The 15,405-nt window shown below is 42.0% G+C and carries 15 protein-coding genes; 7 read left to right on the plus strand and 8 right to left on the minus strand.

All coding sequences use genetic code 11. The features are described from left to right. Positions 1-62 precede the first annotated feature (62 nt). Positions 63-1,229 (plus strand): DUF1577 domain-containing protein, encoded by a 1,167-nt coding sequence (locus tag EHO59_RS11995; RefSeq protein WP_135588305.1) that lies wholly within the window; start codon positions 63-65, stop codon positions 1,227-1,229. 6 nt (positions 1,230-1,235) lie between these two features. On the opposite strand, the gene EHO59_RS12000 is transcribed toward EHO59_RS11995, so the two are convergent. Together EHO59_RS12000 and EHO59_RS12005 are read right to left on the minus strand one after the other, a co-directional pair. Beyond that, positions 1,236-2,522: an EAL domain-containing protein gene (locus EHO59_RS12000; protein ID WP_167882118.1), complete on the minus strand. Its 1,287-nt coding sequence runs from the start codon at positions 2,520-2,522 to the stop codon at positions 1,236-1,238. A gap of 105 nt (positions 2,523-2,627) precedes the next feature. Then, positions 2,628-4,277 carry a hypothetical protein gene (locus EHO59_RS12005; RefSeq protein WP_135588307.1) on the minus strand — a complete coding sequence of 550 codons (1,650 nt, stop codon included), beginning with the start codon at positions 4,275-4,277 and terminating at the stop codon, positions 2,628-2,630. 143 nt (positions 4,278-4,420) lie between these two features. Here EHO59_RS12005 and EHO59_RS12010 point away from each other — a divergent pair, with 143 nt between their 5' ends. Further along, on the plus strand, positions 4,421-5,950 hold the full coding sequence (locus EHO59_RS12010; RefSeq protein WP_135588309.1) for an LA_3751/LA_3752 family putative glycosyltransferase: 1,530 nt from the start codon (positions 4,421-4,423) through the stop codon (positions 5,948-5,950). A gap of 154 nt (positions 5,951-6,104) precedes the next feature. Here EHO59_RS12010 and EHO59_RS12015 read toward each other — a convergent pair whose 3' ends face one another. The 3 genes from EHO59_RS12015 to EHO59_RS12025 form a co-directional block, all read right to left on the minus strand. Beyond that, positions 6,105-7,595: an FAD-binding oxidoreductase gene (locus tag EHO59_RS12015; RefSeq protein WP_135588311.1), complete on the minus strand. Its 1,491-nt coding sequence runs from the start codon at positions 7,593-7,595 to the stop codon at positions 6,105-6,107. Positions 7,596-7,614: 19 nt separating this feature from the next. Then, positions 7,615-8,343, minus strand: coding sequence for an SDR family NAD(P)-dependent oxidoreductase (locus EHO59_RS12020; RefSeq protein ID WP_135588313.1), 729 nt, complete (start codon positions 8,341-8,343; stop codon positions 7,615-7,617). A gap of 65 nt (positions 8,344-8,408) precedes the next feature. Then, positions 8,409-9,197, minus strand: coding sequence for an arginyltransferase (locus EHO59_RS12025; protein WP_135588315.1), 789 nt, complete (start codon positions 9,195-9,197; stop codon positions 8,409-8,411). 66 nt (positions 9,198-9,263) lie between these two features. On the opposite strand from EHO59_RS12025, the gene EHO59_RS12030 reads away from it, so the two are divergent. The 5 genes from EHO59_RS12030 to EHO59_RS12050 all read left to right on the plus strand — a co-directional run bounded on the left by EHO59_RS12030 (position 9,264) and on the right by EHO59_RS12050 (position 13,712). Continuing rightward, positions 9,264-9,578, plus strand: coding sequence for a hypothetical protein (locus tag EHO59_RS12030; protein WP_135588317.1), 315 nt, complete (start codon positions 9,264-9,266; stop codon positions 9,576-9,578). 3 nt (positions 9,579-9,581) lie between these two features. Next, positions 9,582-9,977 carry a ribonuclease HI family protein gene (locus tag EHO59_RS12035; RefSeq protein WP_135588319.1) on the plus strand — a complete coding sequence of 132 codons (396 nt, stop codon included), beginning with the start codon at positions 9,582-9,584 and terminating at the stop codon, positions 9,975-9,977. Positions 9,978-10,027: 50 nt separating this feature from the next. Continuing rightward, positions 10,028-10,387 carry a hypothetical protein gene (locus EHO59_RS12040; RefSeq protein ID WP_246052881.1) on the plus strand — a complete coding sequence of 120 codons (360 nt, stop codon included), beginning with the start codon at positions 10,028-10,030 and terminating at the stop codon, positions 10,385-10,387. Continuing rightward, positions 10,384-11,757 carry a CCA tRNA nucleotidyltransferase gene (locus EHO59_RS12045; RefSeq protein ID WP_135588321.1) on the plus strand — a complete coding sequence of 458 codons (1,374 nt, stop codon included), beginning with the start codon at positions 10,384-10,386 and terminating at the stop codon, positions 11,755-11,757. The genes EHO59_RS12040 and EHO59_RS12045 overlap by 4 nt, the downstream gene beginning before the upstream one ends. A gap of 308 nt (positions 11,758-12,065) precedes the next feature. Then, the gene (locus EHO59_RS12050; RefSeq protein ID WP_210413071.1) at positions 12,066-13,712 is read left to right on the plus strand and encodes an outer membrane beta-barrel protein; all 1,647 of its coding nucleotides are present in this window, start codon (positions 12,066-12,068) and stop codon (positions 13,710-13,712) included. Between the two features lie 87 nt (positions 13,713-13,799). Here EHO59_RS12050 and EHO59_RS18200 read toward each other — a convergent pair whose 3' ends face one another. The 3 genes from EHO59_RS18200 to EHO59_RS12060 all read right to left on the minus strand — a co-directional run bounded on the left by EHO59_RS18200 (position 13,800) and on the right by EHO59_RS12060 (position 15,402). Beyond that, entirely contained in the window at positions 13,800-13,946 is a 147-nt protein-coding gene (locus EHO59_RS18200) for a hypothetical protein (RefSeq protein WP_167882109.1), read from the minus strand. A 244-nt stretch (positions 13,947-14,190) separates the two neighbouring features. Beyond that, positions 14,191-14,595, minus strand: coding sequence for a hypothetical protein (locus EHO59_RS12055; RefSeq protein ID WP_135588323.1), 405 nt, complete (start codon positions 14,593-14,595; stop codon positions 14,191-14,193). A 75-nt stretch (positions 14,596-14,670) separates the two neighbouring features. Beyond that, positions 14,671-15,402, minus strand: a complete 732-nt coding sequence (locus tag EHO59_RS12060; protein ID WP_135588325.1) for a hypothetical protein — start codon at positions 15,400-15,402, stop codon at positions 14,671-14,673. Positions 15,403-15,405 lie beyond the last annotated feature (3 nt).

A 15,405-nucleotide genomic window follows, 5' to 3' on the forward strand; every position in this document is an offset into this window, starting at 1 on the left:
ACGAAGCCAAAGGCTGGAATCAAGATAAATTTCCGCCGGAATCCGATCGACCTAGGAATTTAATGGAAAAGGTTCAAAGGAAGCAAAGAGACAAAGAGTTCATTACTGAAGAGGGAAAAAAACTCCATCTCATTGGAAAATTTCTTCTAAAAACCGAGCTACTCGTAAGGGACACGGACGGTCACGATTCCGTGCAATTGCTTTCCGTCAGCAAAGACGCGACCAAGATCCTAGTCCAAGGTCGAATGTCAGAACAATTTAAGCTCGGTTCCCATATTGTTTTATACAAACTGCTCGCGAGATACGTCGAACTAGAATGCGAGGTCATGGAAGAGAGACCGAATAATCAGTTTGTTATGAACGTAGACGCGGTTTCTATCGCGAGCAGAGAGAGAAAATTTGCCAGAATCAAGCCTCCAGATGGAAGTGTCTGGATCACCAATCTACGAACTAGTAGAACTACGATCGATGCAAATCTGTTCAATATTCCTACATCCGTAAAAGTGAATTTTGCGGACACAGAAAGAACCCTAAAACCAAAGTACGATATCATCAAAATAGACGTATTCAATTCCATAGGGGATAAATTCGATCTGGTAAAGAAGACAGGAAAAATATTATTTATTCCTAATACTCAAAAACCAGAAAGCTATAAGTCTTCTGATCCGAGCGGCTTCATAGATTACGAACACGAGCTAGGCGACGAGGACGATGTTCGCAAGAAGATCATAGAATACGCCAATCAAAAGATCAAATCCGAGCTAATCGTTCCTGTTATTTATATCAATCATGATGAGCAAGCGATCCCTATCGGATATGTACATGCTCAGAATAGAACAAGAGAGATCGACTTAAGTGAAGTGATGGAGATCAAGACTCTTACCTTCGATATGGTGGATCGGATTAGAGAATCCAATACCATTCTAGTGAAAGAAAGATTTCCTGTTTTAGATCTTTCTACCGGCGGCCTTAGAGTAAAGATCAATCATCCGGATCTAAATAGCGAGATCCCAAGACGAAAAGGATTCACCTTCGATATCTTCTTCAAGATGCAATCTCCGATTACCGCATACGGAGTGGTCCGATCTGTAGCAAAAGATATGGATGGAAATTTATACATCGGATTGTCCTTGGAAGGAAACTCTGCAAGACCGGGAGAGAAGAAGAGATTCATCGACAATGTGAACAGACTCTTAGCGGATGCCGGCGCGAAAGTAAATCCGAATTGAATTTCCTTACGGGAAGTCCCACATTCTTACATCTACAAAGATTACATTTCCTTCTTGCAATCGTTTAGAATAAGTAACTAAAAGCAGATTGCTTTCCAGATCGTAGTACGGGTTGCTAGCAAACCAATTTCCGGAAGTATCTTTTGCATTCTTATAGAACTGTTCCAGGAAATAAGGCCTCCAACTCCAGTTCCTTCCTACAAAGCTATCGTCTTCGAGCATTCCTGATTCTGAGATCGCGGAATAATTAGGAGAAAGTTGTCTTCCTTCATTATTTGTGACGTACATTCTAAAGACGGATTTTTCAAGAAGATAAGAATTTCTTAAAGTGATTGTGACCTTCTCCTCTCCATTAGAGAGCACTTCTATTCCGGAAGACTCGAGTCTGTCCTCAAGCTCCCTTTCCTTTTTGATCCTTCTTAGCAACTGATACTTTTTATAATTAAAGAATAGCTCATGTAATTGGGAGAAACGAATACTTAGGCCGTTGATATCCATTAAATCCGGGCTTGGCTCCGCAAAATAGAACCCTTGCAAGAATCTTGCTCCGTAAGTAAGAGCATTGTATAGCTCCGTTTCCGTCTCTATTCCCTCAAAGAGAAGAGAACAGCCCAGGCTTTCCGCCAATCTGGAAAGAGTAAATAGAATCTCTTGGAAATTTCTGGAGGCAACAGAGCTACGAATCAGTCCTAAGTCCACTTTGATAATATCGGGATGCAAAGCACCAATCCGATCCAGGTTGGAGGACTTAGAACCCAGATCGTCAATCGCGACTAGAAACCCGGATCTCTTATATAGATTGATCAAAGGTTTGAGCTGCTCTATTTCTCCGGCAAAATGCTCCTCCACCATTTCAATCACGATCCTCTTAGGATCCATACCTGAATTCTTTACGATCTGAAGAGTGAACGGATCCTCATCCGATCTTGAAACAAGATAGTCTTGCATGAAGGAAGGAGAGATATTTAGAAAAAGTTTTGCCTTAGGATCAATGCTCTGTGTCTTACTGATCTTTTCTACGGCTTTCTTTCTGATACTTCTGTCTATCTCTAGTTTTAATGCTATGAACTCTTCTCGTTCTGACAAAGAAAGTGAGTGAGGAATATCGGATAAGAAGAAGGGACCGAGGCTGTGTACTTGACCGCTCTTGTCTAAGAAACGACCAAGAGCTTCGTAACCGAAGATAGAATCTTTTTCGACCGAAAGAATGGGCTGGAAGTAAGGGATGGTTTCTCCTTCAGAAAACCATTCTCTCCATTTGGATGCGCTCCAAGAACTTCTTCCTTCATTCATTCTTAACAACAAAATCAAGGTCCTATAAACAGGATCAAGAAATTAAAATGAAAACAGTTGCTAGAAAGAATAAAAGAAGAATGAGCAAGGTAAATTAGGTATTACTTAATAACCTGGACCTAAACCGCAGTAGAATTTTTCTGGAATTCCTTCCCAAGCAGTCTTAGTCATGTTAGAAGAAAGCAAAGATCGATTTTTGCCCAAGTTCTCGCGCAAAATTTCAGCAAGTCTCTCTTTTGAGAAGAGATCTGCTGATTCGGTTAACAATTTCAGACGCGTATAGTATACTTTAAGATCCGGATCTTCTATCCGATTCTCTCCAGAAGAAACCGACTGCATATAACCTTTCGGAATATTGCGAGCAAAATGTCCTACTCTCCAATTAGAAACAGTAGGTAGTTTACTCAACAAAGGATCTGTTAAGGCAAAAACATCTACGATCCTACGCTCCGGCCCTGCAAAGTATCCGTAGAAGCCTATGTTCAGAGTGGCACAGGTTGTTGCTCCCTTATCCGCTTGTTTCTTTCTATAGTCTCTGCCTGATCTTGCCCAACCATGAGAAGGAAAATCAGAAACATAAAACGACTGCAAGAAGCTTGTAGAACGGAAATAAGCTCCCTTCTCATCTTGGATCTCCTCATCACTTCGGATCCTAAGATAGTCCTTAGTCACATAAAGAAGTGAATTTTGGTTTAACAACGAAAAGGCGACAAAGAACAAAAGAGCGATCCTGGGTAAAAATGGAGAAAACAGGTCCGAGATCAGAAAAACAGAAATTACGAAAGGAAGAGCGATAAACCTTCCCGCCATGAAATCTCCGCCTATGCTGCAAACATAGAGAAGATAGAGTAGAATTCCTAGACTGACGGAAAGATGCCCCGGTTTCTTCTTCCAAGCCAACCAAGGAAGGATAGAGACTGCGACAAAAATGAGTAGAGAAGAAAAAAGATCCCAGCGAAACGAATTCTGGAAATAGGAAATCCCGTACAACCAAAGGACCTCAGTTGAGATCCCTGTATTCAATTTCGCGTAAGCAGTATTCGGAAATAAATAACCGTAATAGAGAAGAGAAAAAAGGCTCCAAAGGATCGCAGGCAGAAATCCTAAAAAAGCGATCCCAGTCCTTTTCAAAGATTCGGAAAGGATGCCGTATTTGAAGAGCAAGTATAAGAAAAATGGAATTCCGAATAAAATAGAATCCTGTCTGTTCAGATACATAAGCGAAAGAAGGAAACAAAACAGATAGAAGGACTTTCTATTAAAATCCTTTTCCAATTCCAAACCAGTCTGCACCAAAAGTAAAACAAGAAGAAAGGAAAGAGGATTCTCCAAACCGGAAGTGGAATAATCTACAAAGCAACGAGAACTTAACAAAAGAAATAAGATCCAATAGGTTTCCTGGATCGGCCTTCCTTTTTGCCAGATACGGCGCATAAGAAGAGCTGCGGAAGCAAAAACGCAAAGCCAAGATAAGATTAAAGAAGAATAATATATAGGAATTCGGAAGAAAGAGAAAAAAGAGATCCCGAATAACCAAAGAGGATGTGTGTATCCTTGCACTCTTTCATGCACATTCCATCTGAGTCCATACCCGTTCAGGAAATTATCTATGGTGCGAAATGTAATATAGGCATCATCGCAAACCCAAGAGTTTACCAGGATAACATAAATAAATCCCAATACAGTGATAGGAAATAGGAGTTTCGGAAGGGGACGACGTAAGAAATGCAAGAGGGTTTCAATTTTAGAAGACACGGAGTTCTCTTCTTTACAAGCTTCCTCCAATTGGCCAGGGTTCTTAGGTTTGTCATTCAGAATTCAGATCTCTGAAAGATCCGATCAAATCCTTTATCCGGATTTATACTTGACCCAAGACTTTTCTAAATCTTTCTATCAGAATGCTTTCCAATCTATTCTATAGAGCCTTATCTTTCTCGAACAAATCATACGGATTCGTTCTGATAGGCGCTATTTTTCTTTCCGGTTTTCTATCTTGGCAGTACCAAACTGGATTTAGGGTTGGAGATGGAGCAATCAAGCAGCAGCAATTAGCCGATCTTCTGCAAAACGGATTTCCTGATTTTTCCTGTCGTTATTCTGGAGCAAAGTTCGATCCTGATTTTCAATTCCTTCCATTGGATCTGAAGAAGGGTTCTACCATGACCCATGTTTACAATGGAAAATGTTACTATGTATTTCCTTTTTATTATACTGCAATCCAGTATCCTTTCGCGTTGCTTCTGGGAAGGTTCGGGAGCTATTTTCTCTCCTTGGTCTTTGGGGTCTTAACCTTATATTCTCTATTTAAAATTTCAATCCTACTAAATTTGGGCGAGAAGGCTAGAGCATCTTTTCTTGCAGTCTTACTTCTCGGTTCTGCATTTAGTTTATTTGCTACGGATCTTTCCGAGACTGTTCTTGCAGTATTCGGAGTCACAGAGGGAATCTATTTCCTTTTAAGAGAAGAGGACTCGCCAAAGATAAAAGATTATCTTTTTGCAGGACTTCTATTCGGGTTTGCCTCTTTCTTTCGTCAGGAAGTGATCCTTCTCTCGGCGAGTATTTCCATTATTCAAGTTTTTAGAATATTCAAAAAGCCGACTGCACTTGTATTTTCAATAACCTTCGGCATTCTTCTTTTGGCCCAAGCGGGGATTAATTTCGCGGTGGTAGGGCATCCTCTCGGCTCTAGAGGTCATCTTCAATCTTCTTCTAATTATGATATAACGGCTCAATTGATTTACCTTAGCCAACTCGTATTCTTAGGAAAAGGTTCTTTAGGATTATTAGGTGCCTACCCTGCTCTTTTGTTTGCGATCCGCTTTCGACCAAGAACAATCAATTCTCTGACCCAAATCCTTTTAGGAATCTTAGTATTCATCCTTCTCTCCGGATTACTGACTTCTACTCGATTCTGGCAGGGAGTTCTCTTCGGGCCTAGATTCTTAATGACAGTTCTTCCATTCGTTTTGATTTATCTGATGAGTGTGTTAGATAGTAACTGGAAAAGCATCTCTAAACCTTTTCGATGGATTGCGATCCTTCTTTTAATCTACTCCATCGCGGGTGGAATCATCTTTGATCGGCTCTATTATAAATTCACAAAGTCCGTCGTAATGGAACAGGCAGAGTTAAGTAATTTTTCTTCAGAGACGGTAGTGTATAGAAAAGGATCCGTTTTCCTTCCTTCGGACTCTTTCAGCACGCATCGAGCGGTTTTCGAGATCAATGGACCGGATCAGTTTGACTCATTATTAGAAAAACTATATGAAAATGGGACCAAAAGATTTACTGTGATCGGCTTTAAGGATTCTTATCCGAGAGAAAAATTAGTTCCACCTTCTCAGAAATTCGAATTTACACACAGAGAGTTTAAGCAAAGTCCCTCTATCAATATGGAAACGATAGAGATCAAAAGGAAAGAATAGTAAAAACGCCTTCCGCACGATCGGAAAAAGATCGCAATTATATTATAAAAATTGCGACCATATAGAATATAGAAAAACGTAAATTTAGAAAATGAGAAGAGATGAATTCATGCTTCGAAGCGAAGGACTCGCTTCGAAGTTTATATTGAAATTCTTATTTGCCCCAAACCCTTCTAAATAGATCGGATTCGAGTATATTCTTAGGATCCAGCTTCTTTTTCATAGCCTTGAACTTATCCAAGTTTTGCTTCGGCATGGACCTTCTGTAGACTTCAGGTCTGAGAGTGCTATCTTTCGCGAAATAGAACCTTCCCCCGCTCTTTAAAACGATCTCATCCATTTCTTTAGCGAGCTCCCAGAGCTTTTCCTTATTTCTCTTGGTCACCGGAAAATCCATAGCCATAGAGTATCCGTCCACTGCATGAGTTAATAGGAATTTATCCGGTCTATGCTTCTTGAAAACAGCCAACCAGTTTACGATCCCTCGTTTTTGGCAAAGACTTAGAATTTCTTCGAAGCCTTTTACCGCATTCGCCTTCGGAATAAAACTCTGGTACTGGATCATCGCTCCAGGCTTGTACATAAACTTCCAATTCGGAACGTAATCCAAGAGGAAAGCATACTCTGCATGTCCTTGTAAGTAAGGTTTATTATTTCCTAAAAATCCTGAGATCCATTTTCCCAGATTTACGAATCTCATTCCTAAGTTATTGCTAAAAGGATACATGAAGATCCACATCCAAGACTTAGGAATAATTCCTAAGAATGTACTAGGAAGGATTTGCTTCTCTACCTTGCAATTTTCAGGAAAATCAGGATCCTCTCCTTCTTTCAAATGAACTGCCTTGTGGATCTGCCCTCTTCCTAAACCTTTTCCAGAGCCGAAAGAATCCACCCAGCCAACTAGATAATCAGACTGTTTGTATTCCTTTTCGAAATAATCGTACATCTCTTGCAGGTTGGAAGTATTGACCGGCCAAACTCTCATCTTACCTGCATAAATTTTCTTTAATTTAATGGTAACGGTAAGAAAGGCTCCGAGCATTCCAAAACCTGAAATTGCGGAGTAGAAAATATCTGAATTCTTATTAGGAGAACAAACGAACTCTTTCCCATCTGGACTTAAGAAAGTAAATTCTTGGATATGATCTCCGATCGGACCCACGGCAAAATTATTCTTTCCATGAATATTCATGGAAAGAGCTCCCCCTAAGGTAGGGAACATGGTGCCGCTTACTACAGGAGGCCAGAATCCCTTCTCTATTCCGAATTCCCAAAGTTGTTTAATAGTCACTCCGGATTCTGCAACTAGGATCCCTGTCTTCGGATTGAAGGAAAGGATCTTGTTGAAGTTTCGAATATCTACGACCACCCCTTTAACATTCGTGGCGGCGTCCCCATAGCTACAACCTCCGCCTCGGAAAGTTACCTTGGCGCCAGTCTCTTTTGCATACGAGAATAAGGATTTAAAGTCTTGTATCGATTCCGGTTGGAATACATGGCTTTCTGAGAAATGATTCATTCCCCAGGCTTCCACTTTTTGGATCGGGCTCAAACGAGCTTCGAATGCTTTTATATCGAATTTAGATCCGGATTTTTTCTTAGCTACCGGTTTAGCGGTTTTCTTCTTAACGGCAGTGGCCATTCAAAATACCTAATATTCCTTAAATAGAAAGCCTTCTAAAAATGAAGGAAGGAATGAGACGAATGATCAGAGAAACGAGAGCCCAACGAGCTGGAACGTAGAAGACCTCTTTTCCTGCATTCACTTTTGCTAATATAACCTGTGCGGCTTCCTTAGCTGTGATCAACCACATTAAACCAGGAAGACCTTCGGTCATTGGTGTCTGGATCATACCAGGTTTTACTGTAACGACCTGCACACCCTGCACGGCCAAACGATTGCGCAATGCTTCTAAATAAGTGGACATCCCAGCCTTAGACGCGTTATATACTGGATTTCCTCTTCTTCCTCTATCGCCTGCGATGGAAGAAATTCCAATGATCTTTCCTGCCTTCTTCTCTTGGAAGTATGCAGCAGCAGAATCCAACCAAGCCACGCAACCAAGAAGATTGACTTCTAACATCTCTAAGTCTTTCTTTACAGGAAATTCTTCAGGACCCACTCTATGCATGACTCCGGAAGCATAGTAGATCTCGTCCAAACCGCCTAATGCTTTGACTGCTTTGGAAAATTCACCTGGAACCTTGGAGTATTCGGTTACGTCATGCTTCACGAAAAGATTTTTGCTCTTAGAAGAAGGAGCGATCTTCTTCAATTCCTTTTCTCTACGAGCGAAGGCAGCGACTTGGTGTCCTTCTTCGATTAATTGGGCCGCGATTTCTTTTCCAATGCCGCTAGAGGCGCCTACAACGATGATCTTTTTAGCCATACCTACCTTTTTCGGATCGGGACCTAGTATGACAAGTCTGATTTAAGCCTCTAAGACGTTACAAATCATCCTTCGGTCGAACCGCTTCCTTCTCTTCCAAACAAGTCAAAATATTTCGGAAGGAAGGTCTCGGCATTTTCCCAGAGTCCACTCTTCTTTTCTAATATCTCCGCAGGCTTCCATTTACTTTTATAATCCATCTTAGGATGACCTGGAAGAAAAAGACCTAGATGAAATTCTTTGAATTGATTTCCTCTTGCCCAAAGAATCGAAGAAAGGATGAGAAAATTTCCGAGACTTCTTTTCTCTTCCTCAGGATCGAATACAGAATATACTGCGGAGACAGTTTCTCTTCCTAAATCCAATAACATCCAACCTAGAAGTCTTTCCTCTTTATAGATCCGGATCTCCTTCGAATTATCTGAGCCGTCATACATTTGAATTTGCATCGTTTGCAAAAGCTCCTCATCCGAATTTCCGTAACTTCCCTCATGCCTAGATCTTTGGTACTTCAAATACAGATCTTTCTTTTCAGGATCCATTTCGGGAGAAGAAACAGTGACTCTAAGATCCTGATTCTTTTTGAAGATCCTTTTGTGTTTTGCATTCGGAGAAAAAGAGAGCAAGGGAATCCTATAACTCAAGCAATGAGAACAGCTCGGACAAGAAGTTCTATAATAGAAAGCACCGGATCTTCTAAACCCGAAGCGAAACAGAAAATCCAAAACCGAAGGAGAAATTACCTCTCTCCAGGCGAAACCCTTGATCCTGGAAATCCTCTCCGGATAATAAGAACATGCAGAGTCGTCAGAACTCGGAAGAGAATCCAAAAATTCAAAATAATCGATATGCATTAGAATAAGCTCTTCCCTTAGATTTTTCCATTGCCAAACAAAAGCCTCCGAAGGATAGGACTAACAATGGTATTCAGATTGTTTATGGATCAATTCGTACGTTGGAGCGCATACAAACTTGCATTCGGCTTTGCCGGTTTGAGTTATATTTTTTATTTTCTCTCCCAACCATGGATCCAATTCGCAAGTATATTTGCAGGATTCCTTTGCCTGCTCGGAGGACTCTTCTTCCCCTTACAATTCGATCGTTGGTATCGAAACACGCAATCCTTACTCTTAGGGATCGTTTCATTTTTCGTGTCCTGCCTGATCCTTCTCGGTTACCTTTTAGTTTGGAGACCCTTTTCTTTTCTTCTTCCAAGCAAAGAGAAGAAAGGCTAAACCTTGAAAAAACTAGAGATTTATTGCGATGGTGCCTCTAAGGGAAATCCTGGGCCTTCTTCAATAGGAGTCGCAGTATATTCTCAAAAAGAAGAGGTCCATTCCATCTCTCGTAGGATCTCCGACGGCACAAATAATACGGCAGAATGGGCCGCCTTAGAAGCGGGCCTTCGTTATTGTCTGGAACAAGGGGCGGAGGAAGTCGTAGCCTATCTGGATTCCGAACTTGTAGTGAAACAATTTCGGGGAGAATACAAGGTAAAATCTCCTCATCTGCAAGAAGCAAAGGAGAAGGTTAAGTCAGTCAGTTCCAAATTTGCCAGCTTCTCCATTTATCATGTTCCGAGAGAAAAGAACAAAAGAGCAGACAAACTAGCTAACCTCGCCTTTGAATCCTAAATTCTAAAAAAAGGTTTCCTAAAGAAGGATTCTCGAAGACAGTTCCTTCGATGCCTTTTCGAGATCCACGTAAACTTCTCACCTTACTCTGCGTATTTGCATTCTGGGTTTTCAACTGCAAGGGAGATATATTGAACCGAATGCTGCAACTCAAGAAGGAAGGAAAATATTTAGAACTCGCACTTCTTTGCAACGAACACAAAGAATCCGAATACAAGGAAATCTGTGATCTAGCCTGGCAAGAGGCCGAAAAAAATATCGATCTGATCCTTTCTCAACAGGCAGACCTTCCGTTTCTCCGAGTTTCAGTGGATGCAAAAACGAAAAAGCAGGTAGAAGATCTACTCGCAAAAAATCCTCAAATGAAAGAAAGATACCTTCCTCTTTGGAAAAGATTCGTCCAGGAATGATGAATTCTGATCCCAAGGAACTGATAGGCAAGATCCCCTCTCCGTACTTACAGGATCTATTAGAGATTACCTCGACAGTGCGTAACTCAAAAGGAGAGGTCTATCTTGTAGGAGGAAGTGTTCGAGATCTACTCCTCGGAAAAATTCCTCATGAATACGATATGGCAGTTTCTTTGCCTCCACAAGATGTCCAAAAGATATTCCGAAGAACAGTTCCTACCGGGATCAAGCACGGCACAATCACGGTGCTCATCCAAGATAGATCCTACGAACTAACCACCTTTCGAAAAGATGAAGACTATGTGGATGGGAGAAGGCCAGAAACAGTCACCTTCGGAGTGAGTCTAAGCGAAGACCTAAAGAGAAGAGACTTCACAATGAACGCAATCGCTTTAGATCTACAGGAGCAAAAGCTTGTAGATGAGCACGAAGGCATTCAGGACATACAAAATTCACTGATCCGCACGATCGGAAACCCGATTTCCCGTTTTACGGAAGATGGGCTTCGCCCGGTGCGAGCCATACGATTCGCTTCTACATTAGGATTTAGTATTCATAAAGAAACCCAAAACGCCATCCAAGAATGCAAATCCATTACTCAGAAAGTCTCTCCGGAAAGAATACATGATGAATTCTTAAAGATACTAAAGAGTCCAAATCCAATCCCTTCCCTTCTGCTCTTAAAAGAATATGAGATCCTAGGATTATTCACTCAGGCAAAATTATATTCGAATATTGCTTCCAGAGAAAGTGGAAAGAACGCTTCTCCTAAAAATAATCCTGAGAACCCTGGCCTCGGACTTTTGACGCAAGCAGAATGGAAAGAAAGTCTATCCAAATTTGCCAACCTTCTATCGGAGCCGGATCGGATCAGACTTTCTTATTTCCTACTCACCCACTTCAAAAAGGAAGATCTCATAACGGAATCCATTCGGTTCTTCAAGGATCTTCGCTTTTCCAACCAAAGGTCCAAAGACTCTCAATTCTTAACGAAGACCCTTCTATCTATTTGGGAGAATTCCCTAGAATTGAAAACCCCGGCCGGGATCCGAAAATGGGTGCTTCATCCGATCGCCCAGTATTCCGCAAAGAAGGAACTCCTCAGCTGGTGCGAAGAATTGGCGTCCTTAAGCAAGGCCCAATATGGAAACGCAGATTGGCTCTCCTTGGCAGAAGAAGAATGGAAGAAGGAACCTGCCCTGCTACTTTCCGATCTGGCCGTCGATGGAAACTGGGTGAGAGAGAAATTTCCAAGCCTTCCCCCACAGAAACTGGGAGAAGCATTGCGCATCTGTTTAGAGAAGGTTCTAATCGAACCAAGCGATAACTCACAAGAAAAGTTATACGAACTCATTCATTCCTCTCTTTAGAAAACCAGTCCAGAAGAATCATTTCCTATAAAAGGGAGCGAGAGCTCCGAGTCGTATTGCGTTTGGACTAGTTCCTCTTGTAGAAGATACTACAAATCCCCTTCCCCTGCTCAGAAATTATACAGGGCACCTCGTGCTCAAAATATAAGCATATTGTCCCATATTGAAATTATGCCGCTAAGCTTCATATTTTTTGAGCACTCTATTAGCGATTTAGAATCGTTTTTAAGCCGAATTTAGTCTCTTTGCTCATTTTTATTCTCTTGGCACGCTAGTTGCATATAGATGGGCATAGGAGATTTAGGAGAATGATGAGAAAAAAGACATTAAGCCTCATTGCTACCTTTACTCTGGTGACCGCCTCTTCGGTTTTTGCCCAAGCTAAGAAAGAGGTTCCAGATCAAAAGGTAACAGCGGCGCCTGCTAAGGCTGCAGAACCCGAGCCTGAAGAAAAGAAATGGTTTGAAGCTGTCGATTTTTCCGGATTCGTGGACGTGTACTACATGTACAACAACAACCCACTGCAAGGAAACGCAATCGACGGAACTCACGCTTTCGAAACTAGCAACAAAAACTTCGGAGTAAACGCCGCAGCTCTTGCAATTCAAAAAACCGCTGAGAAAGGCAGTCCTTGGGGATTCCGAGTAGACTTCCAAAACGGTCAGAACAACGCGTATCAGGAAGCTCCCTATACAACTTCTAACCAGGTATACAACTACAACATGCTGAAACAAGCATACGTGAGTATGTATTTCCCGGTTTTAAAAGGGATGACATTGGATATCGGAAAGATGGCAACACATATCGGCTACGAGGTGCTTGAGTCGATGAACAACCCTAACTACACGATAGGGGCCATCTTCCAAAACACAATCCCATTCATTCACACCGGTGCTCGCTTAACTACTCAATTTACCGATAAATGGGCTGGAACCTTTTATCTGTACAACAGTGGTGGTGGTACCGGTTATACCAGCCCAACTGCGGGCAACTTGACTAGCACGACTACGAACTCCTTCTTCGAGTCTTCGAACGAACACAAAGCGGTCGGTACTCAGTTGAAAGGAACTCTGATCGAAGATAAACTATCTCTTACCTGGAACACCTTGTATTCCAGCGATGGTTTCGCTTCTGGATACACCGGAGTCGTAGATCCTAGCCAAATGTTAATCGCTAACTATTTGGAAACTGGAAGCGTAAACGGAGCTGGAACTGTTCTTCCTACCGGTCAAAGAATGAAGTACAACAAGGATTATTGGTTCATGAACCATGCAATCTTGTCCATTACTCCAACCGACAGAATCCAAATCGACTTAGACTATACCTGGAGTGAAAAATCCGGAGCTATGGCTAACGCGAACCTGGCTCAACAACAGTACAACTCTGCGAACGTTTATACTGCAGAAACTGTTCTTGGCGGACAAGTAAACACTTCTCACAACAAGAGTAGCTACCAATCTTACGGTGTATTCTCCAAATTCAAAATTACTGAAACTTGGGGAGTTAACGTTCGTATTGAGTATTTGAACGACAAGGCGAACAACGGTCAGTTGAACACCTTCAGTATTCTTCACGGACCGAACGCAAGCAGCGGAGATCCTACTTATACCGGCGTGAACGGTGGAAACGGTTACTTGGGAGCATACCAACAGCAGATCAACACTGCTCTTGCAGAAGCTATCAAAGCAGCTAACCCGATCTTAGCAGGTTTAACGGATAACCAAATTCTTGCAGCTATCGATCCTAAGAACTACAAGAACTACTCCGGAGCAGCAGCTAACTACGGACAGTACAGAACCTTCACCGTTACCCCGGTTTGGAACTTTACTGAGAACCTCTTGATCAAGTTGGATATGAGAAGAGACTGGGCGACCGGTTATCAATTCATCGACATCCACGGAGACAAGAGAAAAGACCAACTTGGTCTGACTTTAGGTATCGTTGCTAAGTTCTAATCGAACTGGTAAAGATTTCTTTGGATATGGAAAGAGCGCTCGAAAGAGCGCTCTTTTTTTTCTTTCTTTAACCCCGAAAAACGAAACTCAGAAATCCAAATCGGATTGGCCTGACATTGCGACAAGGCTCATTCTGAGGCGATGCGGAAGAAGGTTCCAACAAGCTTTAAAGCCTCTGCTCCAGAGACTTTTGCTCTCTGCTTTCTTCAGTTTGGACTTTAGATTCTCGCTCATTTCCCTTCGCCCTCTAAAATTAAAAGACGAGAAAAATGCTCCTCCATTGCAAACAGGAGCCTTTAAGAAGACCAGTTTCCGATCTCCTTTTTTAAAAAAGGAAATCGGATTTTTAAGGGAGAAAGAAGAATTTAAGAAGAAGAATTCGTCGAAATAAACTAATCCGAAAGAACGATGCTCGAAAAGAGCAGATCCTTCGACCAAGCCCTTCTCGAACGATCATTCTGATGAGTAAGAGAAACGCTTAAGAAGCAAGTACTCCGTAAACGATAACACCTATCCCAACCAAATTGCTGAGCACCCCGATCCCGCCTAAGGCCTTGCCAAGCGGAGGATTGTCTTGAAATTCATCCTTAACTCCTTGGAGCCAGTTTGCAGTATCCTTTAAGGCCAGAAACGCAGAAGAAACCGCTAGTGCCCAAGCCCCAGTCAAGGCAAGAGTATCCGTCAGAGCAATCGCGTATCTAAATGCGATCGCAAGCCCAAGAAGCATTGCTCCTTGCATCAGGGAACCGATATGAGCTGCTTGTAAATATCTAGAAGGAAATTCCGCCTTCTTTCGTGCGAGCGCGTATGGAAAACCGGTTAAGCTTCCATACGCTAGATTCAATACACCTGCAATGATCAGGATTTTTTCGGAAAGATTCATGAGTCACCACCCGTTCGTTTTTCGGGGCTATTGCATACTCTGGAAATCTTTTAAGTCAATTCCGTTTTTAAATCCTTATCTGGTATCGAATAGGTATCCGAGCTGAATCAGAAGTTGCGGATTCTTATAATCGCCTGCTCCGATTCCCCCACCTAACTGCAGAAAAAAGTTTCCCATCAGAATATCATAGGTTAAGCCTATATATCTTTGGGTTAAATGAAGTTTACGATTGTCTCTGCTTTCATATTCCAAAACAGCTGCAAGATTCGGATTCTGCTGAGCTATATAAGAACGAATGATCGTATCTTCATATGTAGGATTCTTATGTTCATATCCCGGAACATTCACGTTAGTAGGATATTGGTTCTGTCCACCATGTCCCAGATCTGGAGAAAAAGGATCCACTTCGAATTGTCCAATCACCACTGAAACGCTGTGCGCGATCATCGGAGTCTTCCAGAAGCTATAACCTAGATCCGCTTGCCATCCCCACCAGTTCGGGTTCCAACGACCTCCGGAAGCTCTGACTACGATATCTTTATAATAGTAACCTACGTTGAAGTTGATACTTCCCGGAGAACCAACGGTCGCTCCATATACTAGAAAGTTCGTAGATTTAGGAAGAGGCTTAGCTGCGTCCTCGTCTTTTACTTTCTTATCATCTCCGAATCGGCTCTTTCTATCCGGCTCCGGACTCCATTCAGGAGTCACGTCCGACTGATTTGAATCGTACTTCTCTTGAGAATACAGAGAAGAAAACGAAACAAGTAAGGCCGCGAAGATTATGCTGAGTAATCTTTTCTGCATAAA

The sequence above is a fragment of the Leptospira semungkisensis genome, assembly GCF_004770055.1.
Taxonomy (GTDB): Bacteria; Spirochaetota; Leptospiria; order Leptospirales; family Leptospiraceae; genus Leptospira_B; species Leptospira_B semungkisensis.

Bases quoted from the DNA above. Each gene is read 5' to 3' on its own strand.
- EHO59_RS12040 (WP_246052881.1), top strand. From the start codon at position 10,028: ATGCCTTTTCGAGATCCACGTAAACTTCTCACCTTACTCTGCGTATTT.
- EHO59_RS11995 (WP_135588305.1), top strand. From the start codon at position 63: ATGGAAAAGGTTCAAAGGAAGCAAAGAGACAAAGAGTTCATTACTGAA.
- EHO59_RS12045 (WP_135588321.1), top strand. From the start codon at position 10,384: ATGATGAATTCTGATCCCAAGGAACTGATAGGCAAGATCCCCTCTCCG.
- EHO59_RS12060 (WP_135588325.1), bottom strand. From the start codon at position 15,402: ATGCAGAAAAGATTACTCAGCATAATCTTCGCGGCCTTACTTGTTTCG.
- EHO59_RS18200 (WP_167882109.1), bottom strand. From the start codon at position 13,946: ATGAGCGAGAATCTAAAGTCCAAACTGAAGAAAGCAGAGAGCAAAAGT.
- EHO59_RS12025 (WP_135588315.1), bottom strand. From the start codon at position 9,197: ATGCATATCGATTATTTTGAATTTTTGGATTCTCTTCCGAGTTCTGAC.
- EHO59_RS12000 (WP_167882118.1), bottom strand. From the start codon at position 2,522: ATGAATGAAGGAAGAAGTTCTTGGAGCGCATCCAAATGGAGAGAATGG.
- EHO59_RS12020 (WP_135588313.1), bottom strand. From the start codon at position 8,343: ATGGCTAAAAAGATCATCGTTGTAGGCGCCTCTAGCGGCATTGGAAAA.
- EHO59_RS12010 (WP_135588309.1), top strand. From the start codon at position 4,421: ATGCTTTCCAATCTATTCTATAGAGCCTTATCTTTCTCGAACAAATCA.
- EHO59_RS12050 (WP_210413071.1), top strand. From the start codon at position 12,066: ATGATGAGAAAAAAGACATTAAGCCTCATTGCTACCTTTACTCTGGTG.
- EHO59_RS12055 (WP_135588323.1), bottom strand. From the start codon at position 14,595: ATGAATCTTTCCGAAAAAATCCTGATCATTGCAGGTGTATTGAATCTA.
- EHO59_RS12015 (WP_135588311.1), bottom strand. From the start codon at position 7,595: ATGGCCACTGCCGTTAAGAAGAAAACCGCTAAACCGGTAGCTAAGAAA.
- EHO59_RS12030 (WP_135588317.1), top strand. From the start codon at position 9,264: ATGGTATTCAGATTGTTTATGGATCAATTCGTACGTTGGAGCGCATAC.